The organism is Streptomyces sp. NPDC046308, assembly GCF_055588065.1.
Map to the genome: position 1 here is coordinate 123,067 of NZ_JBVJFB010000012.1, position 21,403 is coordinate 144,469.

The 21,403-nt window shown below is 73.7% G+C and carries 24 protein-coding genes; 11 read left to right on the plus strand and 13 right to left on the minus strand.

The genetic code is table 11. From position 1 onward, the window contains the following. Complete coding sequence (locus ACZ6JT_RS34400; protein WP_469216004.1) at positions 1 to 627, minus strand: YigZ family protein; 627 nt, start codon at positions 625 to 627, stop codon at positions 1 to 3. A 106-nt stretch (positions 628 to 733) separates the two neighbouring features. Here ACZ6JT_RS34400 and ACZ6JT_RS34405 point away from each other — a divergent pair, with 106 nt between their 5' ends. Beyond that, complete coding sequence (locus tag ACZ6JT_RS34405; RefSeq protein ID WP_469216005.1) at positions 734 to 1,138, plus strand: CoA-binding protein; 405 nt, start codon at positions 734 to 736, stop codon at positions 1,136 to 1,138. 51 nt (positions 1,139 to 1,189) lie between these two features. On the opposite strand, the gene ACZ6JT_RS34410 is transcribed toward ACZ6JT_RS34405, so the two are convergent. Continuing rightward, a complete protein-coding gene (locus tag ACZ6JT_RS34410; RefSeq protein WP_365480693.1) occupies positions 1,190 to 1,774 on the minus strand; it encodes a helix-turn-helix domain-containing protein in 585 nt (194 codons plus the stop codon). Positions 1,775 to 1,893: 119 nt separating this feature from the next. Here ACZ6JT_RS34410 and ACZ6JT_RS34415 point away from each other — a divergent pair, with 119 nt between their 5' ends. Further along, positions 1,894 to 2,760 carry an EamA family transporter gene (locus ACZ6JT_RS34415; RefSeq protein WP_469216008.1) on the plus strand — a complete coding sequence of 289 codons (867 nt, stop codon included), beginning with the start codon at positions 1,894 to 1,896 and terminating at the stop codon, positions 2,758 to 2,760. Between the two features lie 59 nt (positions 2,761 to 2,819). On the opposite strand, the gene ACZ6JT_RS34420 is transcribed toward ACZ6JT_RS34415, so the two are convergent. Further along, complete coding sequence (locus ACZ6JT_RS34420) at positions 2,820 to 3,581, minus strand: acyltransferase (protein ID WP_469216010.1); 762 nt, start codon at positions 3,579 to 3,581, stop codon at positions 2,820 to 2,822. A gap of 143 nt (positions 3,582 to 3,724) precedes the next feature. Here ACZ6JT_RS34420 and ACZ6JT_RS34425 point away from each other — a divergent pair, with 143 nt between their 5' ends. After that, positions 3,725 to 4,270, plus strand: a complete 546-nt coding sequence (locus ACZ6JT_RS34425) for a gamma carbonic anhydrase family protein (RefSeq protein WP_469216012.1) — start codon at positions 3,725 to 3,727, stop codon at positions 4,268 to 4,270. 18 nt (positions 4,271 to 4,288) lie between these two features. Here ACZ6JT_RS34425 and ACZ6JT_RS34430 read toward each other — a convergent pair whose 3' ends face one another. The 5 genes from ACZ6JT_RS34430 to ACZ6JT_RS34450 all read right to left on the minus strand — a co-directional run bounded on the left by ACZ6JT_RS34430 (position 4,289) and on the right by ACZ6JT_RS34450 (position 9,156). Beyond that, positions 4,289 to 4,933, minus strand: coding sequence for an ankyrin repeat domain-containing protein (locus ACZ6JT_RS34430; protein WP_469216013.1), 645 nt, complete (start codon positions 4,931 to 4,933; stop codon positions 4,289 to 4,291). A gap of 38 nt (positions 4,934 to 4,971) precedes the next feature. Then, on the minus strand, positions 4,972 to 5,643 hold the full coding sequence (locus tag ACZ6JT_RS34435) for a DedA family protein (protein ID WP_469216015.1): 672 nt from the start codon (positions 5,641 to 5,643) through the stop codon (positions 4,972 to 4,974). 55 nt (positions 5,644 to 5,698) lie between these two features. Then, complete coding sequence (locus tag ACZ6JT_RS34440) at positions 5,699 to 8,227, minus strand: beta-glucosidase (protein WP_469216017.1); 2,529 nt, start codon at positions 8,225 to 8,227, stop codon at positions 5,699 to 5,701. Between the two features lie 116 nt (positions 8,228 to 8,343). After that, positions 8,344 to 8,544 (minus strand): type II toxin-antitoxin system VapB family antitoxin, encoded by a 201-nt coding sequence (locus ACZ6JT_RS34445; protein ID WP_030711446.1) that lies wholly within the window; start codon positions 8,542 to 8,544, stop codon positions 8,344 to 8,346. 159 nt (positions 8,545 to 8,703) lie between these two features. Continuing rightward, on the minus strand, positions 8,704 to 9,156 hold the full coding sequence (locus ACZ6JT_RS34450) for a DUF4442 domain-containing protein (RefSeq protein ID WP_189973593.1): 453 nt from the start codon (positions 9,154 to 9,156) through the stop codon (positions 8,704 to 8,706). 96 nt (positions 9,157 to 9,252) lie between these two features. On the opposite strand from ACZ6JT_RS34450, the gene ACZ6JT_RS34455 reads away from it, so the two are divergent. Further along, entirely contained in the window at positions 9,253 to 10,269 is a 1,017-nt protein-coding gene (locus ACZ6JT_RS34455; RefSeq protein ID WP_469216019.1) for a DUF8017 domain-containing protein, read from the plus strand. Positions 10,270 to 10,338: 69 nt separating this feature from the next. Continuing rightward, positions 10,339 to 11,691: an MFS transporter gene (locus tag ACZ6JT_RS34460; RefSeq protein WP_469216021.1), complete on the plus strand. Its 1,353-nt coding sequence runs from the start codon at positions 10,339 to 10,341 to the stop codon at positions 11,689 to 11,691. Positions 11,692 to 11,721: 30 nt separating this feature from the next. On the opposite strand, the gene ACZ6JT_RS34465 is transcribed toward ACZ6JT_RS34460, so the two are convergent. The 4 genes from ACZ6JT_RS34465 to ACZ6JT_RS34480 all read right to left on the minus strand — a co-directional run bounded on the left by ACZ6JT_RS34465 (position 11,722) and on the right by ACZ6JT_RS34480 (position 15,773). Further along, complete coding sequence (locus ACZ6JT_RS34465; protein ID WP_469216110.1) at positions 11,722 to 12,513, minus strand: spermidine synthase; 792 nt, start codon at positions 12,511 to 12,513, stop codon at positions 11,722 to 11,724. A gap of 134 nt (positions 12,514 to 12,647) precedes the next feature. Further along, complete coding sequence (locus ACZ6JT_RS34470) at positions 12,648 to 13,493, minus strand: patatin-like phospholipase family protein (RefSeq protein ID WP_469216023.1); 846 nt, start codon at positions 13,491 to 13,493, stop codon at positions 12,648 to 12,650. Between the two features lie 104 nt (positions 13,494 to 13,597). Beyond that, positions 13,598 to 14,782 carry an elongation factor Tu gene (gene tuf, locus ACZ6JT_RS34475; RefSeq protein WP_469216025.1) on the minus strand — a complete coding sequence of 395 codons (1,185 nt, stop codon included), beginning with the start codon at positions 14,780 to 14,782 and terminating at the stop codon, positions 13,598 to 13,600. Positions 14,783 to 15,056: 274 nt separating this feature from the next. Further along, positions 15,057 to 15,773: a DNA alkylation repair protein gene (locus tag ACZ6JT_RS34480; RefSeq protein WP_469216026.1), complete on the minus strand. Its 717-nt coding sequence runs from the start codon at positions 15,771 to 15,773 to the stop codon at positions 15,057 to 15,059. A gap of 49 nt (positions 15,774 to 15,822) precedes the next feature. Between ACZ6JT_RS34480 and ACZ6JT_RS34485 the strand changes: the two genes are divergently transcribed. The 5 genes from ACZ6JT_RS34485 (at position 15,823) to lnt (ending at position 19,938) form a co-directional block, all read left to right on the plus strand. Continuing rightward, a complete protein-coding gene (locus ACZ6JT_RS34485; protein WP_469216028.1) occupies positions 15,823 to 16,551 on the plus strand; it encodes a TVP38/TMEM64 family protein in 729 nt (242 codons plus the stop codon). Between the two features lie 48 nt (positions 16,552 to 16,599). Further along, entirely contained in the window at positions 16,600 to 17,478 is an 879-nt protein-coding gene (locus ACZ6JT_RS34490; RefSeq protein WP_469216030.1) for an undecaprenyl-diphosphate phosphatase, read from the plus strand. A 125-nt stretch (positions 17,479 to 17,603) separates the two neighbouring features. After that, a complete protein-coding gene (locus ACZ6JT_RS34495; RefSeq protein ID WP_365480734.1) occupies positions 17,604 to 17,780 on the plus strand; it encodes a hypothetical protein in 177 nt (58 codons plus the stop codon). A 69-nt stretch (positions 17,781 to 17,849) separates the two neighbouring features. Then, entirely contained in the window at positions 17,850 to 18,317 is a 468-nt protein-coding gene (locus ACZ6JT_RS34500) for a nuclear transport factor 2 family protein (RefSeq protein WP_469216032.1), read from the plus strand. A 43-nt stretch (positions 18,318 to 18,360) separates the two neighbouring features. After that, positions 18,361 to 19,938: an apolipoprotein N-acyltransferase gene (gene lnt, locus ACZ6JT_RS34505; RefSeq protein WP_469216034.1), complete on the plus strand. Its 1,578-nt coding sequence runs from the start codon at positions 18,361 to 18,363 to the stop codon at positions 19,936 to 19,938. Here the strand turns inward: lnt and ACZ6JT_RS34510 are convergent. Then, positions 19,883 to 20,788, minus strand: coding sequence for a Gfo/Idh/MocA family protein (locus tag ACZ6JT_RS34510; RefSeq protein ID WP_469216036.1), 906 nt, complete (start codon positions 20,786 to 20,788; stop codon positions 19,883 to 19,885). The two genes, lnt and ACZ6JT_RS34510, sit on opposite strands and share 56 nt — an antisense overlap. 83 nt (positions 20,789 to 20,871) lie before the next feature. Between ACZ6JT_RS34510 and ACZ6JT_RS34515 the strand changes: the two genes are divergently transcribed. Beyond that, entirely contained in the window at positions 20,872 to 21,396 is a 525-nt protein-coding gene (locus ACZ6JT_RS34515) for a DinB family protein (protein WP_469216038.1), read from the plus strand. Positions 21,397 to 21,403 lie beyond the last annotated feature (7 nt).

The window sequence follows — 21,403 nt, forward strand, 5'->3', positions numbered from 1 at the left end:
TCAGGGCGCGTACGTCTCTCCGCCGAGGGTGAGGCCGGCGGTACCCGCCGTGCTGTCGGCGAGCCAGGCCTCGAAGGCGGGCAGGTCCGCCTCCGGGAGGGCGACCTCGATCTCCACCGCGGAGCCGTAGCGCAGGTCCACCACGGTCCGGCCGGTGGCGCGCAGGTCGTTCTGGGTCTTGCCGGCCCGCTGGTGGTCGACGGTGACGGTGGCCAGCCGGTAGCGGCGCCGGGTGACGGTGCCGAGCTCGTCGAGGGCCTCGCCGACGGCTCCGCCGTAGGCCCGGATCAGACCGCCGGCGCCGAGTTTCACGCCGCCGTAGTAGCGGGTGACCACGGCGACGGCGTAGCGGATGTCGCGGCGCATGAGCATCTGCAGCATGGGGACCCCGGCGGTGCCGCCGGGCTCGCCGTCGTCGCTGGCCTTCTGGACGGAGGCGTCGGCCCCGATCACGTAGGCGAAGCAGTTGTGCGTGGCGGTGGGGTGTTCCTTGCGGATGCGTGCGACGAACTCCTGCGCCTCCTGCTCGGTCGCGGCGGGCGCGAGCGAGCACAGGAACCGCGAGCGGTTGATCTCGGACTCGTGCACGCCCTCGCGGGCCACCGTCGCGTACTGGTCTGCCTTCACCGCTCCACCCTACGGGGAATCGGACATGTGTCCTTTCGGTTGATCAGGCTGAACGGCAACGGCAGCAGACGCGAACGACGGACGAGAACCACAGGAGGCGGCGCCCGTGTACGGCGACCCGGCAACCATCCGCAAGATCCTCACCGAGCTCGGCGACACCTGGGCGGTGGTGGGCCTTTCGAACAACCGGGACCGGGCGGCCTACGGGGTGGCGCGCGTGCTCCAGCGGTTCGGCAAGCGCGTGATCCCGGTACACCCCAAGGCCGAGACTGTGCACGGCGAGCCCGGGTACGCCTCGCTGGCGGAGATCCCCTTCCAGGTGGACGTCGTCGACGTCTTCGTGAACAGCGAGCTGGCCGGGCCGGTGGCCGACCAGGCGGCCGCCATCGGCGCCGAGGCCGTCTGGTTCCAGCTCGGCGTGATCGACGAGGCCGCCTTCGAGCGCACGCGCGCGGCCGGGCTGAGCATGGTCATGGACCGCTGCCCGGCGATCGAGATCCCGGCGCTCTAGTGCTGTGGCCGGGCGGGTTTGCCAACCCGGTGCACCTTTCCGGTCACAGCACTAGGCTCCGGCCGGACGGACGGGCGGGATGGAGACGGCCATCGTCATCTCCATCGGCCCGGGTCCCTCGTTGCGGTAGGCGTGCGGGAGGTTCGCCTCGAAGGAGACGGCTCCGCCCGCAGGGACCGCGTACCGCTCCCCGTCCACCTCGAGCGTCAGCTCCCCCTCCGTGACGTGCAGCATCTCGAAGGTGCCGGCCGGGTGCGGGTCCGAGGCGGTCCCGTCCCCGGGCTCCAGGCGGTAGATCCACATCTCCACCGGACCGCGCCGGTCGTCGCCCAGCAGCATGCTCGCGGCGCTGCCCGCCTGGGACGACCACATCCGCACCCCCTGCCCTGGCAGCACCACGCGCACCTGCGGGGTGCGGTCGTGGTCCAGCAGCGTGGTGATGCTGACGCCGAGGGCGTCGGCCAGTTTGACCGTGGTCCCGACGCTGGGATTCGTACGGGCCTGCTCGATCTGGATGATCATCCCGCGGCTCACGCCCGCCCGGGCCGCCAGCCCGTCCAGGGTGAAGCCGCGCTCCCCGCGCCACCGCTTGAGGTTGCGGGCGAGCGCCTGGGTGAGCTCTTCAAGATCGGACACGGACCCCCCACTCCATTTCGTCCAACATAGTGGATGACACGGTCCAGTAGGCTGAACTACCGTGCCGTGTATTCGATGCTGCACTACACCGTTCACCACACTGTACTGCGAGGCCCCGCATGACCGCCCTTTTCGCCCTGGCCACAGCCGTGCTGTGGGGCCTCGCCGACTTCGGCGGCGGGCTGCTGACCCGCCGGATACCGGCGCTCACGGTGGTCGTCGTCTCGCAGATCGTCGCCGTCCTCGTCCTCGGCGCGGTGGTCCTCGGCACCGGCGCCTGGCGGGAGGCCGGACCGCAGCTGTGGTTCGCGGTCGGCGCCGGTGTGGTCGGGCCGGTCGCGATGCTCAGCTTCTACAAGGCGCTGGCCCTCGGCCCGATGGGCGTGGTCTCCCCGCTGGGCTCCCTCGGCGTGGTCGTGCCCGTCACCGCGGGTCTGGTCCTGGGCGAGCGGCCCGGCCTCGGCCAGTTCGCGGGCATCGCGGTGGCCGTCGTCGGCATCGTCCTCGCGGGCGGCCCGGAGCTGCGCGGCGCGCCCGTCCAGCGGCGGGCCGTCGTCCTCACCCTGGTCGCGGCCTTCGGGTTCGGCGCGGTGATGGCCCTGATCGCGCAGGCGTCCACCACCCTCACCGGGCTGTTCCTCGCACTGTTCGTCCAGCGGGTCACCAACGTCGCCGTCGGCGGCGCCGCCCTGTGGGCGCAGTCCCGGCGCGGCGTCCCGGCCCTGCCGGCGGGCACCGGCCCGCGGATCCTGTGGGGGCTGCTGCCCGCCCTGGCCTTCGTCGGCCTCGCGGACGTCGCGGCGAACGGCACGTACTCCCTCGCCGCCCAGAGCGGCCCGGTCACGCTGGCCGCCGTCCTGTCCTCTCTCTACCCGGTGGTCACCGCGCTCGCCGCCTTCGCCGTGCTCAAGGAACGGCTGCGCGGCATCCAGGCGGCGGGCGCCGGCCTGGCCCTGGCGGGAACGGTCCTCCTGGCCGCGGGCTGACAGGCCCCGGACAGCACACCTGCTAGTGCTGTGACCGGCAAGGTTTGCCGGTCACAGCACTAGGCGGTCTCGACCCGCGCCTGTTCCGCCTCGGCCAGCCGGGCCAGTCCGCGCAGCTGCTCCGGGGTCATCCCGTCCGGGATCGGCACCGGCGCCGGCGTGCGCAGCGGCGGCTGCCAGCCCGTCTCCGGCTCCCAGCGCCGTACGATGCGCGCCGGCGCGCCCGCCACCACGGCGTGGTCCGGCACCTCGCCCCGTACGACGGCCCCCGCGGCCACCACGACGTTGCGGCCCAGCCGCGCGCCCGGGAGGATCACCGCGCCGGTGCCGAGCCAGCACCCCGGGCCGATCTCCACGGGCGCGCTGCGCGGCCACTGCCGGCCGACGGGCTCGTGCGGATCGTCGTAGCTGTGGTTCGTGGACGTGATGTAGACCCCGGGACCGCAGAAGGTGTTCGACCCTATGGCGATCCGGGCGTCGGCGATGACATGGCTGCCCCGGCCGATGACGACCCCGTCGCCGAGCACCAGCATCGGCTCCGTGCCCAGGTCGAGGTCCGGCATCATCCCTGCGGTCAGCGTGACCTGCTCGCCGATGATGCAGTGCCCGCCGAGGCGGATCCATGCCTCGCCGAAGATCGTGCCCTGCGGGAAGGCGAGCCGGGTGCCGTCACCGATCGCCCCGAACCGCAGGGGCCCGGGGGTCTGCGCGGTGACAGCGCCGGCCCGCTGCATCCAGCGCCAGCCGGTGTGGACCGCGCGGCTCGCCAGCCGGCGGCGCAGGGCCGCCAGAGATGAGAACGTGTTCTGCTTTTTCGGCACCCGGCCACGGTAATGCGCCGGGCGGCGGTCGTCCGGACCCCCATCCTGTGATCTTCACCCCATCGCCGGTCCGCCGGACCCCGTGCCCTACGGTGCTGTTGGCGCGGCACCCCGGCGACATCCAGACGGCAGAGGAAGAGAACATGACGCACCAGGCGGCCCAGGCACTCGTGGCGGGTGTCGGCGGCAAGAACCCGGACATCGACCCGACGGCCTTCACCGCGCCCACCTCGGTCGTGGTCGGCGACGTCACCCTCGCCGCCGGCGCGAGCATCTGGTACTCGGCGGTGCTGCGCGCCGATTGCGGCCCCATCACGTTCGGCGCCGACAGCAATCTGCAGGACAACTGCACGGTCCACGTGGACCCGGGCTTCCCGGTCTCGATCGGCGAGCGGGTCTCCATCGGCCACAACGCCGTCGTGCACGGCTGCACCGTCGAGGACGACTGCCTGATCGGCATGGGCGCGACCGTGCTGAACGGCGCGGTCATCGGCGCCGGTTCGCTGGTCGCCGCGCAGGCGCTGGTACCGCAGGGCATGGTCGTGCCGCCCGGCTCGCTGGTGGCGGGCGTCCCGGCCAAGGTGCGCCGCGAGCTGTCCGAGGAGGAGCGCGAGCACATCCGGATCAACGCGCTGATGTACGTGGAGCTGGCCAAGCAGCACCGCGCCTCGGTCACCCCGGAGGGCTAGTGCTGCGACCGGCAAGGTTCACCGGGTTGCGACGCCCGGCACCGCACCTCGCCGCGTTGACGTACGCGGGCGGCCCGCCATCGCGCCGGGCACGGTCTGCTTCGTGACCGCTGCGCCGCGCGCGAGCAGCTGCGCCACCATCGCGGGGTATCCACAGGCGGCCGCCCAGTCGAGGGCGGTACGGCCCTTCATCCGCCCCTCGATGTCAGCGCCCCGCTCCAGCAGGAGATCCACGGTTTCCGGGTATCCGCCCTCCACGGTGGTGGCCCCGAGGACCAGCGGCACGTGGTGGAGCTTCCCGTCCGGACCATTCGGGCCGGCGCCCGCGTCGAGGAGCGCCCGTACGACGTCCGTGTGCCCCCTCATCGCCGCCAGCGACACCAGCCCCGACTCGTCGTACGGCCCGGCGACGTGCCGGGGGTCGGCGCCCGCGGCGAGGAGCAGCCGCACGGTGTCCGCGTGCCCCGCGCACACCGCCAAGTCCAGCGCCCTGCGGCCGCCCTGGACCCATTCGTCGACATCGGCTCCCTCGGCCAGGAGGCGCCGCACCAGGTCCGTGTCCCCGGCTTCGGCGGCGCGTCCGAGCCCGTTCGCCAGCGGGTGGTAGTGGTCTTCCCTGCCCTCGGCCGACCAGTCCGGCGCCGGGCGCTCCGCCGCCGTCACTCGTCGACCGTCACTCGTCGACCGTCACCCGTCGACCGTCACTCGCCGACCGTCGCCCGGGCCTCCGACTGGGCGGGGATCCCGGCCCCGCCCGCGCCCGCCTCGGCGGCCGCCTTCTTCATCCGGCTGCGCACCACCAGGGTCACCACGAGGCCGAACAGCACGGCGAGGCCCAGGGCCAGCCAGGAGAACCGCTTCAGCCACGGCTCGGCGACGATGCCGACCGTGTAGATGACGGCCGTGGTGCCGCCCGCCCAGAGGATCCCGCCGAGGACGTTGGCGACGAGGAAGCGCCAGTACGGCATGTGCAGCACGCCCGCGAGCGGCCCGGCGAAGATCCGCAGCAGCGCCACGAACCGCCCGAAAAAGACGGCCCACATGCCCCACTTCTCGAAGGAGCGTTCCGCCAGCGCCACCTGCTGGGGGCCGAAGTGCTTGGGGAAGCGCCGTCCCAGCTTCTCCAGCAGCGGCTTGCCGCCCCGGCGGCCGATCGCGTAGCCGATCGAGTCACCCACGATCGCGCCGGTGATCGCGCAGAGCCCCAGGATCACGGGGTCGATCTCGCCGTGCTGTGAGGCCAGCAGCGCCGAGCTGACCAGGATGATCTCGCCCGGCAGCGGAATGCCGAGGCTCTCCAGCCCGATGACCAGACCCACCAGGAGATAGATGCTGACCGCCGGAATCGTCTCCAGCCATTCCTGGATGTGCACCGGTACGTCCTCCCGTGTCGACCCGGCGCCCCCTGTGACACGCCGAACGGGCAGCCTATCGGCTCCCCACCACCACCCTTGACTTCAGCGGCAGCTCGCGGGAGGAACGGCCCGCGAACACCTCCCGACGGCCGGAACCGAGCACCCACGCGTGCCGCTCCGGGTCCCAGGAGGACAGCGTCCGGGCGTCGACGTCGACGGTGACGCGCTGCGCCTCGCCGGGCGCCAGGGTGAGCCGCCGGTAGCCGGCCAGTGCGCGCACCGGCTGGTCGAGCTGCAGCTCCGGGGACGGGCCGACGTACACCTGGGCCACCTCGGTGCCCTTGCGGCGGCCGGTGTTGCGGACGGTGAACTCCGCGCGCAGCCCGCCGCGCTCCGGCCGGACCGTGAGCTTCTCGTAGTGCCAGGTCGTGTACGAGAGCCCGTGTCCGAAGGGGAACAGCGGCTCCACCCGCCGGGCGTCGTACCAGCGGTGGCCGACGTGGATGCCCTCGGCGTACTCCTGGCGGCCGCCCACGCCCGGGTAGCGCAGCGGGTCGCCGCCGACCGGGGTCTCCCGTTCGTCGGCCGGGAAGGTCTGGGTGAGGCGGCCGCCCGGGTCCACGTCGCCGAAGAGGACGTCGGCGGTGGCACCCGCGCCCTCCTGGCCCGGGTAGTACATCTGGAGGACCGCCCCGGTCCGGGCGAGCCAGGGCATGGTCGTGGCGGAGGAGGTGTTGAGCACCACCGTCGTACGGGGGTTGGCGGCGGCCACCGCCTCGATCAGCCGCTCCTGCCCGCCCGGCAGGGCCAGGGAGGTCCGGTCCCGGCCCTCGGTGGCGTCCTCGTAGGCGAAGAGGACCACGCTGTGGGCCGACTTCGCGGCCTTCACGGCTTCGGCGAGGTCCGCGGCCCGGATCGCGCCGGTGGTGTGCCGGAGCCGGAAGCGCTGGCCCGCGTCCCCGCCCCGGGCGGTCACGGTGAGCCGGTGCGGGCCCGCCTTGAGGGCGAGGGTGCGGCGGCGGACGGCCATCCCGTCGGGTGCGGAGCCGAGCAGTCCGCCGGCGAAGTGCTCGGCCATGCCCTGCCGGACGGGAAACAGCTCCTCGCCGTCGAGGCGCACGACGGGCCGCTGCCCGGTGTAGTGGACGATCAGGGTCCACTCGTCGTCCGCCGCCAGCCGGAACTCGCCCGCGTGCGTCCACTCCCGCCCGGCGGCCACCCGCTGGTCGTCCAGGCCGGCGGCCGGGGTCAGCAGGCTCGCGGGGAGCGGCCGTCCGTACAGGTCCTCGCCGAGGACGTGGTGCACGGTGGAGCCGTTCCCGGCCCGCTGCCGGATGGCGGTGAGCGGGGCGGCCGCCCCGTCGGGGACCACGTGCGCGCTGCCGCCGCCGCCGACGAACGGCACCTGGGCGGTGGGGCCGATCACCGCGACCGAGCGGGCGGCGGCGCCGGTCAGGGGCAGGGTCCCGGCCTCGTTGCGCAGCAACACGGCTCCGGCGGTGGCCACCTTCCGGGCGGTCCGGGCCCCGGCGGCGGGGTTGCGCGCGGGCCGGGCGGCGGGCCGGGCCGCCAGCAGCCCGAAGCGGTCCATGGTGGTCAGGATCCGGTGGACGGCGAGGTCGACGGTGGCCTCCGTCACGGAACCGCCGCGCACCGCCTCGCGCAGCGGCCCGCCGAAGTGGGTGCCGCCGGGCAGCTCCATGTCGAGGCCGGCGCCGATGGCGGCGACGGTGCTGTGGGTGGCGTTCCAGTCGGACATCACCCAGCCGTCGAACCCCCAGCTCCCGCGCAGCAGTTCGTCGAGCAGCGGCTTGTTCTCGCAGGCGTGGACGCCGTTGACCCGGTTGTACGCGCCCATCACGGCGCCCGCCCCGGCCGCCACGGCGGCCTCGAAGCCCCGTAGCTCCGTCTCGTGCAGGGTCTGCTCGGCGGCGATCACGTCGACGGTGTCGCGGCCGTGTTCCTGGTTGTTGAGGGCGAAGTGCTTGACGGTGGCGATGAGCCCTTCGTCCTGGACGCCGCGGACCACCTCCGCGACCAGGTCCGCCGTGAGCCGCGGGTCCTCGGCGAAGGTCTCGAAGTTCCGGCCCGCGTACGGGGTCCGGATGAGGTTGGCCATGGGCGCCAGCAGGACGTCCTGGCCGAGCGCGCGGCCCTCGCGGCCGAGGACCCGTCCGTACTCGCGGGCCAGCGCGGGGTCGAAGGCGGAGGCGAGCAGGACCGGCGCGGGCAGTGCGGTGGCGGGTTCGGCGGCATGTAGCCCGGCGGGCCCGTCGGCGAGGCGCAGCGCCGGGATGCCCAGGCGCGGGACGCCGGGCACGTAGCCGGCCTGGCCGAGGGGGGCGGGGTCCCGGGCGCCGTGCAGCAGGGCGGTCTTCTCGTCGAGGGTGAGCCGCTCCAGCAGCGCTTCGATGCGGGCGGCGCCCGAGCCCTCGGGCCCGGCGGCGGGCCCGGCCGGAGCCCCCGCCGCGGGTGCGGTCGGGCGGGGTCCCGCACCCGGCGGGACGGTCGGCGCGCAGGCCGCCGTGCCGAGGGCAGCGCCCACTGCGCCCGCCGCCGCGAGCAGCCGCATCGCCGAACGTCTGGACACGGCCTCGGCCATCGGCGCTCCCTGCGGCGGGGTTCGGCGGGAGCGGCCCGCGCCGGACCGCTCCCCCGCCCACTGTGCGCCGCGCGGGCGCGGGCTCCGCCGAGACGCGCCACCGCGGTCGTCCAGGTTCAGCCCTCCGGCAGCGGCGGCAGGCTGTCGGCGGCCCGCCGCGGCTCGTCCTGCCGCTGGATCCGCGCCTCGGTGCGGTGCCCGCGCGCGATGTAGTCCCGTACGACGGCCTCCACCGCGTCCTGCGGCGAGCCGACCCCGGCGAGCACCATCACCTCCACCACGAGCTCGGCATCGAGGCTGATGTTGACCTTGGCCACGGTCGCTCCCTCCGTCGTCGTCCGACGGACTCTAGTCGCGTGGTTGCGCCGCTTGGTGGAGCCGGCTCGGCCGGCCACGGACCACGGGCACGCGAAAGGCCCCCGCCAGGCAGGTGCGGGGGCCTTCGAGGCGGCGCCGGGAGCCCGGGCGCCGGGAGCCTAGGCGTTGGGGCGCAGGGTCCAGACGACGGTCATTTCCCCGGTCACGGCCTCGTCCTCGCGCTGGATGGCGATGGTGACCGGGAACTCGGGGCGGCCGCCCGCGTCGAGTTCGGCGACGACCTCCGCGGCCGGACGGCCGAGGGTGGCGGTGGCGGTCACGACGCCCTTGGCGAGCTTCTTGTAGCCGATCTCGGCCTTCACGGCGAGGGGCACGGCGCGCGAGAGCTGGTCGCCGAAGGCCGCCAGGACGATCGCACCGCTCGCGGACTCGGCGAGGGTGAACATGGCGCCGGCGTGCGGGCCGCCGACGTGGTTGTGGTAGTCGGGCTGGTCCGGAAGCCGGACGACCGCGCGCTCGGGGGTGGTCTCCAGGAACTGGAGGTTCAGGGTCCGGGCCATCGGCACCGTCGCGGCGAGCAGTTCGCCCACGTTCATCTGATCTGCGCTCATGAAACGCGATGTTACCCGTGAGTAGGCGCCCTTGGCCAGAGCCTGCAAGGGGGCGGCCGTGGCTCCCGTGATCCGCTCCCACTATCGTTACCGGCCATGTGGCCAGGACAGCAGCAGCCCCCCGGGGGCGAACAGAACCCTCAGGACGCGCACCAGAACCCGTACCAGCAGCAGCCGGGTCAGCCGAACCCGTACGCGCAGGAGGCCGGTTACGGATACCCGCAGCAGCCGGGCTACCAGCCGCCCGCGGGCGGTCCCGGCCAGCAGTGGGGCCCGCCCCAGCAGCCTCAGCAGCCCCAGCAGCCCCAGGGCGGCGGCGGGAGCCCCTACTCGACCAAGACCGTGGCCATCGTCGCGGCGACCGCCGTCTTCGTGGCCGCCGCCGCGACCGGCGCGTACGTCCTGACTCGGGACGACAAGAAGACCGAGGCCAACGACAAGCCGCCGGTGGCCAGCTCCCCGCCGGCCTCCGAGACGCCCGCCCCCGCCGGCAGCAGCGCCAACCCGCGGGCCGGCGGCACCATGCAGCCCGTCATCCCGGGCTGGAAGGTCGTCGTCAACACCAAGTACAACGTCGCCTACGACGTGCCCCCCGAGTGGAACGTCAACGACTCCGGGGTGTCCATCTCCATCCACGACGAGACCGACGGCAAGCCGGTCGTCACGATGTCCGGGACCGCCACCCTCAAGCAGGAGTGGTGCACGGTCGACAAGAACGCCGACGGCACCATGGAGAAGTACTCGCTCGCGGACAGCGGCGTCAAGGGCGCCCAGGGCGCCAAGGACACCGCCCAGGTCGCGACCGACAACACCGCCACCTGGGTCTGGGCTGGCTACGCCCAGAAGGAGCCCAAGGGGACGGTGAAGGTCGGCGAGGCCAAGGAGTACACGACCGCCTCCGGCCTCAAGGGCCACACGGTGGTCGTGACCGCCCCGGGCGTGAAGAAGGAGAACAAGTGCTCCAGCGACGGCAAGGGCATCGGCTTCGGCTTCAAGAACGCCGTCGGTGACTTCGCCAGCTTCGTGGTATTCGGCGCGGCGGGCGTGAAGGACGAGGTCCCGACCGACGTCTCCGACAAGATGCTCAGCTCCATCCGGCTCTCCACCGGCTGATCTCCGTCTCCGCCGCCCCGGTCCGGGAATCCGTTTGGATTCTCGGCCCGGGGCGGGGATAGTCCGGGGGTGAGTTCTCCCCCCGCCGCAGCACCCCTTACGCCCGCGCCCGGTACGCCCGCAGGCCGTCGTCGGCCCGACTGGGCGGGCCGCAACTACACCCTGCTCACCGGTGCGGCGGTCGTCACGAACCTCGGCAGCCACGGAGCACTCATCGCGGCCACCTTCGCGGTGATGGAGGCCGGCGGGTCCAGCGGTGACATCGGACTGGTGGCGGCCGCCCGCACGCTGCCGCTCGTCCTCTTCCTGCTCATCGGGGGCGCCGTCGCCGACCGGCTGCCGCGCCACCGCGTGATGGTCGCGGCCAACGCCCTGAACTGCCTCTCGCAGGCCGCCTTCGCGCTGCTCGTCCTCACCGGCGAGCCCCGGCTCTGGCAGATGATGCTGCTGACCGCCCTGTGCGGCACCGGCACGGCCTTCTTCAATCCCGCGGCCGAGGGCATGCTGCTGTCCACGGTCTCCGGCGAGCACTCCAACCGGGCCTTCGCGCTGTTCCGCATGGCGATGAACGGCGCGGGCATCGGAGGCGCCGCCCTCGGCGGGGCGATGATCGCCGTGCTCGGCCCGGGCTGGGTCCTGGCCGTGGACGCGGCCGCCTTCGCCGTCGCGGGCCTGCTGCGCGCGTTCCTCGACGTGAGCCACGTCCCCGACCGGGCCGCCGGCGGCGGCCTGCTGGCCGATCTGCGCGAGGGATGGGTGGAGGTCCGGACCCGCCCCTGGCTGTGGAGCATCGTGCTCCAGTTCTCCGTCGTCGTCGCCGTCGTGGGCGCCGCGGAGGCGGTCTACGGTCCGCTGGTCGCCCGGGACCGGTTGGGCGGGGCGGCGCCCTGGGGCGTGGCCCTGGCCTTCTTCGGGGTCGGCACCATCGCCGGGGCCGTCCTGATGATCGCGTGGAAACCGCGCCGGCTGCTGCTGATCGGCACGCTGTGCGTGTTCCCGCTGGCACTGCCGTCGGCGGGCCTCGCCGTGCCGCTGCCGGTGTGGGGGCTGTGCGCGGTGATGTTCGTCAGCGGGGCCGCGATCGAGGTCTTCGGCGTGAACTGGATGGCCACGATGCACCAGGAGATCCCGGAGGAGAAGTTCTCCCGGGTCTCCGCCTACGACTGGTTCGGCTCGGTGTCGATGCTCCCCCTGGCCACCGCCCTGGCCGGCCCGGCCGAAACGGCCTTCGGCCGCACCGAGGCCCTGTGGGGCTGCGCGTCCCTGGTAGTCCTGGCCACGGCCCTGGTCCTGCTGATCCCGGACGTCCGCCACATGACCCGCAAGACCAGACCGACCGCCTTCACCCAGCAGCCCGCCGCACCATCCGGCCCCACCACCCCGGCCGGCCCGGCCGCGCCCTCCAGCCCCGTCGGCGTCTGAGGCGCGGGGGCGCGGGGCGGAGCCCCGGCACTACCCCACCGAGAACGCGCCCTCCGGCGGAGCCGGCGACGGCCCCGCGTCCGCGTCGGCCACCGGCACCGCCCCCTTCCCGAACCGCACCAGCCCGTCCCCGTACTCCACCCTCGCCGGGAACACGTCCCCCGCGCACCGCCGGGCCAGCGCGGCCACCGGAAGCCCCGCGTCGGAGGCCAGGAGCACCGCGTTCCCGAACCGCCTCCCCCGCAGCACCCCCGGCTCCGCGATCAGCGCCAGCTCCCCGAACGCCTCCGCGAAGTTCGCCAGCTGCGCCCGCAGGAAGTCGAACGGCGCCCCGTCCGCCAGGTTCGCCGCGTACAGCCCGCCGGGCCGCAGCACCCGCGCCGCCTCGCGCGCGTACTCCACCGACGTCAGCTGCGCCGGTATCCGCGAGCCCCCGAAGACGTCGGCCACCACCACGTCCGCGCTCGCCGCGGGCGCCGCCTCCAGCCAGGCCCGGGCGTCGGCGGTGTGCACCGTGATCCCGGATGCCGCCGGCAGCGGCAGGTGTTCGGCGACCAGCTCGACCAGGCCCGCGTCGAACTCGACGACCGCCTGCCGGGATCCCGGCCGGGTCGCCGCGGCGTACCGCGGCAGGGTGAGCGCGCCGCCGCCCAGGTGCAGGAGGTCCAGTGCGCGCCCCGGCTCCGCCGCGCAGTCCAGGACGTGCGCGAGGCGGCGTACGTACTCGAACTCCAGGTGCTGCGGGTCGTCCAGGTCCACGTACGACTGCGGGGCCCCGTCGACGGTCAGCAGCCAGGCCCGCTCGGCGTCCACGTCCGGCATCAGCTTGGCGGTGCCCTGGCCCACGTCCCGGACGACCGGGATCTGTTCGTCGCTCACCCCACCATTGTCGGGCCGGGCCGGGGCGGGGCGTTCCGCCGGGTGCGGGAGCCCCGCGGCCCGGCCCCTTCCCCGGCTCAGCCGGACCAGACCGCGGCCGCCGCCTCGACGTGCTCGGCCGCCTGCGCCAGACCGGCGCGCGCCGCGGGGTCCCGCCGGGCGGGGTCGAGTACGTTGCGCCCGAAGGCCTTGCGGGCCTGCGCCGACGGGCTGATCACCAGCACCCGCGCGCCTGCCTCCCGCAACCGCGCCGCCTGCGCGGCCGGCGAGGGGACGAGCCCGGAGCCGAGCGAGATCGGCGCGATGACCACGACGCGCGCGTATCCGGCGGCGAGGTCGGCGTTGGTGGCGGAACGGACGCCTCCGTCGATGAACCGCCGTCCGCCGACCGTCACCGGCGGCCAGACGCCCGGCACGGCGCAGCTCGCCGAGACCGCGTCGACGAGCCCGGCGCCGCTCTCGCGGTCGAAGTCGGCCGGTTCGCCGGTGAGCGCGTCGACGGCGGTGACCACGAGCCGCCGCTCGGGCCATTCGTGCGAGACCAGCCGGGCCGCGAGCACCTCGCGGCGCTCGGCCTCCGCCCCGGTGTCGGCGGCCAGGGCCATGGCGCCGACCCGCTGCCGGTAGGCCGTCGCGTCGCGGGAGCGGGCCATCGCGAGGGCGTACCGCGCGATGACGCCGGCCCCCAGTCTCGCGGGGATCTCCCCGGTGGCGTCGCCGAGCTGGCGTTCGTACAGCTCCTGCACGGACAGCTGCCCGGAGGTGAGCTGGGCGCCGACGACCGAGCCCGCCGAGGTGCCGACGACGAGGTCGGCGGCGGTGAGGTCGACGCCCGCGCGGGCGAGCCCGTACAGGATCCCGCACTCCCAGCCCACGCCGGTCAGTCCCCCGCCGCCCAGCACGAGTGCCGTCTCGCCGCCCATGTCCGCCCGCCCCTCTGCTTCCGCGCATGCCTGTGGTGACGGCAGTCTGACGCAGCAGCCCTGCCGTCACCACAGAGGGGTCGGTGCGGTTCCGGCCGCCCGGGTCAGCCCAGGACGGCCGTGACCGTGCCCGCGCCGACCGTCCGCCCGCCCTCGCGGATCGCGAAGCCGAGCCCCGACTCCAGCGGCACGTCCCGCCCGAGCTCGACGGTCATCGTGACCGTCTGCCCCGGCCGGGCCGGGCCGGCCTCGCCCAGGTCCACGTCGCCGACCACGTCGGCGGTGCGGATGTAGAACTGCGGCCGGTAGCCGGTGGCGACCGGGGTCGTACGGCCGCCCTCGCGCCCGGAGAGCACGTACACCTGGGCGGTGAAGAGCCGTTTGGGCGTCACGCTGCCCGGCGCGGCCACCACGTGTCCGCGGCGCACGCCGTCGCGCGGGACCCCGCGCAGCAGCAGCGCGACGTTGTCCCCGGCCTCGGCTGACTCCATCGGCTTCCCGAAGGTCTCCAGCCCGGTGACGACCGTCTCGACGGGCTCGCCGTCGCCGCCGCCGAGGACCGCGACGCGGTCGCCGAGGCGGACGCTGCCGCGCTCGACGGCTCCGGTGACGACGGTCCCGCGCCCGGTGATGGTCAGCACGTTCTCCACGGGCAGCAGGAACGGCGCGTCCGTGTACCGCACCGGCGTCGGCACGTACGTGTCCACCGCGTCCAGCAGCGCCTCGATCGCGCCGGTCCACCGCGGGTCGCCCTGCAGCGCCCCGAGTCCGGAGACCCGTACGACCGGCGCGGCGTCCCCGCCGTAGCCGTGCGCGGTGAGCAGCTCGCGGACCTCGAGCTCGACCAGGTCGGTCAGCTCGGGGTCCCCGGCGTCCGCCTTGTTCAGGGCGACGACGATGTGGTCGACGCCGACCTGCCGGGCGAGGAGCACGTGCTCGGCCGTTTGCGGCATGACCCCGTCGAGGGCGGAGACGACGAGGATCGCCCCGTCGAGCTGCGCGGCCCCGGTGACCATGTTCTTGATGTAGTCCGCGTGACCGGGCATGTCCACGTGGGCGTAGTGCCGGGTGTCGGTCTCGTACTCGACGTGCGTGAGGTTGATCGTGATGCCGCGCCGGGCCTCCTCGGGGGCCCGGTCGATGCGGTCGAAGGGCACGAAGGAGGCGCCGCCGCGCTCGGCGAGGACCTTGGTGATGGCGGCGGTAAGGGTGGTCTTGCCGTGGTCGACGTGACCCATGGTGCCGATGTTGAGGTGCGGCTTGGTCCGCACGAAGGCCGTCTTGGCCATGATCGCTTGTCTCTTCCCGTTGCTCGAAGCGTGGACGGGACCCCTGAACCGAGCCGACCCTCCCCCTGCGGGGTCCGCCGGACGATCCGGGAAGGGTCAGCTTCGTGCGCCGTCGAATGCGGCGAAGGCCTCTGCGGGAAAAGCGAATGCGGCAGCCTTCGGCGCGTCCGCGACTGCGGACGGCGCTGCGGGGAAGGCGAACCGGGACATGCCCCTGATCCTGCCGGACGGTCCCGGGCCCGTCGAATGATTTACGGGGTGAACCGGCTGTGCCTCAGAGGTTCTTGAGCGCCTCGCGCACGGACAGCGGGGACAGGGAGCCGCTTTCGGAGGCGACGAAGGCGCGCACCGCGTCGGGGTCGGTCTTCGCGTACTCGCGCAGGGACCAGCCGATGGCCTTGCGCAGGAAGAAGTCCGGGTCGCCGGCCCGGCGGCGGCAGTGGGCGAACAGGCGCCCGGAATCGGTGGCGGCTTTGTAGCGGAGCTGGTGCAGCAGGGCGGCGCGGGCGAGCCAGATGTCCTCGTCCCCGATCCACTCGTCCATCACCGGCGCCAGCTCCGGGTCGGCTGCCACCAGCGGGCCGACCGCGTGCGCGGCCAGCAGGTCGACGGTGTCCCACCAGGGGACCGTGACGATGAGGTGCCGGACCACCGGCAGGAGGCCGGACGAGCACCGGGAGACGTGGCGGCGCAGGTAGTCCACCGCGAAGTAGTGGTACTCGCGCTCCGGGAGCCGCCAGCAGCGCAGCGCGAGCGCCGCGCAGTCCGCCTCGGACGGCTTGGGGGTGTCCCGCAGGACCGCCTTCGACAGGTCCCGGCGCAGCGGTGTCGGGATGCCGAGGAAGGGCGCGACGCCCTTCATGTACGCGGTCATCGCCTCGGCCCGCACGGGGTCGGCGGCCCCCGCGTACGTCCCGGTCAGCCGCTCCAGCAAGGTGTCCGCGAGGGCGCTGGCGGGAACCTTCGGGGGGCGTCGGCCGTTCGACAGCATGAGGCCCAGATTACGGCGCGACGCCGCATACGTCGGCTAGTCTCCCGGGATGTCCCTCCTCCTCGCGCCGTGGACCCGGCTGTCGCTGCTCGTCGTGCTGCTCGTGGCGGCCGGCGTGAGCGTGCTGCTGTTCGAGCCCCAGCGCCTGCTCTCGGAGGGCTGGCCCCCGGGCCTCCCGGTGGGCACGGCGGTCCTGCTGTTCGCGGCCGCGTACGGGGTGTGCGCGGCGGCCTTCGTGCCGCGCCCCCTGCTGAACCTGGCCGCGGGAGCCGTCTTCGGCACCCAGTTCGGCCTCGTCGCCGCGGTCGGCGGCACCGTCCTGGGCGCCGGGATCGCCTTCGGCCTCGGGCGGATCATGGGCCAGGAGGCTTTGCGTCCGTACCTGCGCGGCCGCTGGCTGGAGGCTGCGGACGGCCAGCTCAGCCGGCACGGCTTCCGCTCGATGCTCGCCGTCCGGCTCTTCCCCGGAGTCCCCTTCGTGGTGGCCAACTACTGCGCGGCGGTGTCCCGCTGCGGCTGGGGCCCGTTCCTCCTCGCCACGGCGCTCGGCGTCGTGCCGAACACCACCGCGTACGTGATCGCGGGGGCCAGCGCCTCCTCCCCCGGCTCGCCCGCGTTCCTCGTCTCCTTCGGCTTCATCGTGGTCTCGGTGGTGGGGGCCGGAGCCGTCGCCTGGCGCAAGCGGCACCGCCTGGCACCCCCGCGGAGCCGGGAATCCTCGTACGAGCTGACGGCCCAGCACCCCCCAGTGGTCAGCGGCACTTCGCACGGGCCCTAGCATCGGGGGCGAACTGCCCGACGATCACAAGGACGAGCGCACCCCGACATGAGCTGGTTCGAATCCCTAATCCTCGGTCTCGTCCAGGGGCTTACGGAGTTCCTCCCGATCTCCTCCAGCGCCCACCTGCGGCTGACCGCGGCGTTCGCCGGCTGGCACGACCCAGGAGCGGCCTTCACGGCCATCACGCAGATCGGCACCGAGGCCGCCGTGCTGATCTACTTCCGCAAGGACATCGCGCGGATCATCTCCACCTGGTTCCGCTCCCTTTACACGAAGGCCCTGCGCTCCGAGCAGGACGCCAAGATGGGCTGGCTGGTGATCGTCGGCTCGATTCCGATCGGCGTCCTCGGCCTGGTCTTCAAGGACGCGATCGTGGGCCCGGCCCGGGACCTGCGGCTGACGGCGACCACCCTCATCGTGATGGGCGTCGTGCTGGGCGTCGCCGACCGGCTGGCCGCCCGCGACGAGGAGGGCGGCCGGCACCGCGCCATCCGCGAGCGCAAGACGCTCCAGCAGCTGGGCGTGAAGGACGGCCTGATCTTCGGTCTCTGCCAGGCGATGGCGCTGATCCCGGGCGTCTCGCGGTCCGGCGCGACGATCTCCGGCGGTCTGCTGCTGGGCTTCACCCGCGAGGCCGCGGCGCGCTACTCGTTCCTGCTGGCCATCCCGGCCGTGCTGGCCTCCGGTGCGTTCGAGATCAAGGACGTGATCGAGGAGCCGGGCCACATCTCCTGGGGTCCGACGATCTTCGCGACGGTCATCGCCTTCTTCGTGGGCTACGCCGTGATCGCGTGGTTCATGAAGTTCATTTCCACGAAGAGCTTCATGCCCTTCGTGATCTACCGGATCCTGCTGGGCATCCTGCTGTTCGCGCTGATCGGCGCGGACGTGCTGAGCCCGCACGCGGGCGAGTCCGGCTCCTAGCAGGGCGCCGCTCCACCGCTTCGGGTGAACCGGAAGCCGCTCGGGAACGTTCCCGGGCGGCTTCCGCGTCGTTGTGCCTGAAGAGACCTGAAGAGACCGGAAGGCAAGCAAGCAGGGGGTGTCCCATGGGTCGAGTGGTGCTGGAGCGTTTTCCGGCCGGAAGTCCGCGGGGAAGCTGGCCCGCCGAGGAGTACGCGGCGCAGCGGATGCGGGAGGGGGTGCAGGCCGAGGTGGTCATGGACCTGGACAGCGACGCGTTCCTCGTCGTGGTCCGGCAGCGGGAGGCCCGTTCCGGTCACTGAGCGGTCGCCGGAAGATCCGGTCCCCGCACGCCCCTTGGCCTCGGGCACGCGCAGCCCCACACTGACCCGATGACTCAGCGTGTGGATCTCGCGACGGTAATGGACCGGATGGCGATCGACGAGGTGGTCACGGGCTACGCGGTGGCCGTCGACGACGGTGACTGGGACGCCTACCGTGCCCTCTTCACCGCCTCCGGCCGGGTCGACTACAGCTCGGCGGGCGGGATCGAGGGGTCGGTCAGGGAGGTCGCGGACTGGCTCGCGGAGACCATGCGGCTCTTCCCCGTGCGCCAGCACCTGATCGTCAACCGGCTGGTCCGGCTGGAGGACCTGGGCGGTTCGCCCGGCGACCGCGCCGAGGTCCGGGCCGACTTCCTCAACCCGATGCGCCTGGCGGGTCCTGAGTTCGACGGCGCGGTCACCGCGCCCAACTTCGTCGCCGCCGGACGCTACTCCTTCGCACTGGCCCGCACCCGTGACGGCTGGCGGCTCACGCGCGTCACCGTGCACGAGACGTGGCGGCACATGTCCGCCTGAGCCTGCCCGGCACTGCACTGCCAGACTGGAAGCGGAGGCGCGCATGATCACGATGCGGGACGAGTGGACGGACCGGTGGCGCGTGCCCGCCGCGGTCGCCGCCGGAGCGCTGCCCGCGCTCGCCTTCCCCGCCCCCGCGCTCTGGTGGTTCGCCTACGTCGCCCTCGCGCCCTGGATGCTGCTGCTGAGGTCGGCCCCCACCGGGCGGCGGGCGGCCCTGGAGGGCTGGCTCGGCGGCGCGGCGTTCATCGTGGCCGTCCACCACTGGCTCCTGCCCAGCCTGCACGTCTTCCTGGTGCCGGTGGCCGCCCTGCTGGGGCTGCTCTGGATCCCCTGGGCACTCCTGGTACGGGAGTTGCTCGGTGGGGTCCCGTCGGCGGGCCGGGCCCTGTCCGCGCTGGTCCTCGTACCGGCGGGCTGGCTGCTGTCGGAGCTGGTCCGGTCCTGGCAGGGGCTGGGCGGGCCGTGGGGGCTGCTGGGGGCGAGCCAGTGGCAGGTGCCGCCCGCCCTGCGGCTGGCCTCCGTGGGCGGGGTGTGGCTGGTCAGCCTGCTGGTCGTGGCGGTGAACTGCGCCGTGGTGCTCCTGGTCGCGGTGCCGGGGGCGCGGATCCCCGCGGTGGCGGGGCTTTCGGGGTGCGCGGTGCTGACCGCGGTGGTGTGGGTGTGGGCGGCGGCGCCGGCGGAGTCCGGCCGGCTGCGCGTCGCCGTCGTACAGCCGGGTACGGTGCCGGACGGCCCGGACAGCGCGGAGCGGCGGTTCGCCGTCGGGGAGCGGCTGACGCGGCCGCTGGCGGGGCAGCGGGTCGACCTCGTGGTGTGGGGCGAGAGCAGCGTCGGCGAGGACCTGACGGCCCGCCCGGACCTGGCCCGGCGGCTGGCCTCGCTGTCGGCGGAGGTCGGGGCTCCGCTGCTGGTGAACGTGGACGCGCGGCGGGCGGACCGGCCGGGGATCTACAAGAGCGCGGTGCTCGTGGGCCCTGGCGGCCCCACCGGCGACCGCTACGACAAGATGCGGCTCGTCCCGTTCGGGGAGTACGTACCGGCCCGGGCGCTGCTCGGCTGGGCCACCTCGGTCGGCAAGGCGGCGGGCGAGGACCGGGTGCCCGGCACGGCCCCCGTGGTCATGGACCTGCCCGACCGGCGGGACGGGGCGGGCAGCGCCCCCGCCGGCGTCCGTCTCGGCCCGCTGGTCTGCTTCGAGTCGGCCTTCCCCGACATGAGCCGGCACCTGACCCGGGACGGAGCCTCGCTGCTCGTCGCCCAGTCGGCGACCTCCACCTTCCAGGAGAGCTGGGCCCCGGCCCAGCACGCCTCGCTGGCCGCCCTGCGCGCGGCCGAGAACGGCCGTCCGATGGTGCACGCCACCCTCACCGGCATCAGCGTGGTGAACGGCCCGTCCGGCGAGCGGATCGGCGCGGTCCTGCCGACCTCCGCGAGCGAGGCGGCGGTGTACGAGGTCCCGCTCGCCCGGGGCACGACCCTCTACGGGCGCTTCGGGGACTGGCCGGTGGGGGCGGCCCTCGCCGCGCTCGCGGTGTACTGCGCGGTGGCGGGCGCCCGCTCGCTCAGGAGGCCTGCCCCAGAGCCGACTCCACCACCCGCTCGCACAGCTGGTGGGTGAGGAGCGCGTCCCGGGCGCTGAGGGTCCTGCCGGTCTCGACGGCCTCCAGGAAGTGGTCCACGACCTGCTCGATGCCGCGCTGGCGGGCCACGGACACCCAGTCCCCGCGGCGCCGGACGGTCGGCTGGCCCTTGTGGTCGATGACCTCGGCGAGGTTGACGACCTGCCGCTTGGTGTCCCGGCCGGAGACCTCCAGGATCTCCTCGGTCGAGCCGGACAGCCGGTTCATGATGCCGAGCGCGGTAAAGCCGTCGCCTGCCAGCTGGAGCACCACCTGGTGCATCAGCCCCTCGCGCACCACGGCGCGGACGTCGACGTGCTCGGCCTCGCCGGGCAGCAGGAAGCGCAGGGTGTCGACGACGTGGATGAAGTCGTCGAGGACGAGGGTGCGCGGGTCCTCGGGCAGTCCGACCCGGTTCTTCTGCATGATGATCAGCTCGCGCGGGTGGTCGGCGCACTGCGCGTAGCCGGGCGCGTGGCGGCGGTTGAAGCCGACGGCCAGGGAGACCCGGCGTTCCTCGGCCAGTTCCACGAGCCGCGTCGAGTCCGCGAGCTCGTAGGCGAGCGGCTTGTCCACGTACGTCGGCACGCCGGCCCGCAGGAGGCGCGTGACGATCTCGGGGTGGGCCGCGGTCGAGGCGTGCACGAAGGCCGCGTCGAGCCCCTCGGCGAGCAGTGCGTCGAGATCGGTGTGCCGCCGCGCGGCGGGGACGTGGTGGATCTCCCCGACCCGCTCCAGGGTGGCGGGGGTACGGGTCTGCAGGTGCAGCTCGATCCCGGGGCGGGTGGTGAGGACGGGGAGGTACGCCTTCTGCGCGATGTCGCCGAGTCCGATGCAGCCGACCTTCACCGGGGAACCTCCAGGTTGATCCTTGTGGGACTTCCGCAGCTTAATCCCTGGTGACAGGGGCCCCGTTCACCGAGGATGACCCCATGACCACCAGTTCCGGATCACATCGCACCGAGCCCGCCACCACCGCCGACGAGCGGGACATGCTCGACGGCTGGCTCGACTACCACCGCGCCACCCTCGTCTGGAAGTGCGAGGGGCTCCAGGACGAACAGCTGCGCCGCGCCGCGCTCGCGCCCTCCGAGTTGAGCCTCCTGGGCCTCGTACGGCACATGGCGGAGGTGGAGCGGTACTGGTTCCGGGAGATCATGCTCGGCGAGGACCTTCCCGAGCTGTACTGCACCGACGAGGACCCGGACGGCGACTTCCACTTCGCCGAGGACCCCACCTGGGCCGAGACCGAGCAGGTGTGGCAGACCGAGGTCGAACTGGCCCGCCAGGCCGCCTCCGGCCGCTCCCTGGACCTCGTGTCGAAGGCGGAGAGCCACCACCGCGGCGAGGTCTTCAGCCTGCGCTGGGTCTACACCCACATGATCGAGGAGTACGCGCGCCACAACGGGCACGCGGACCTGCTGCGCGAGCAGATAGACGGCGCCACGGGCGACTAGGACGACC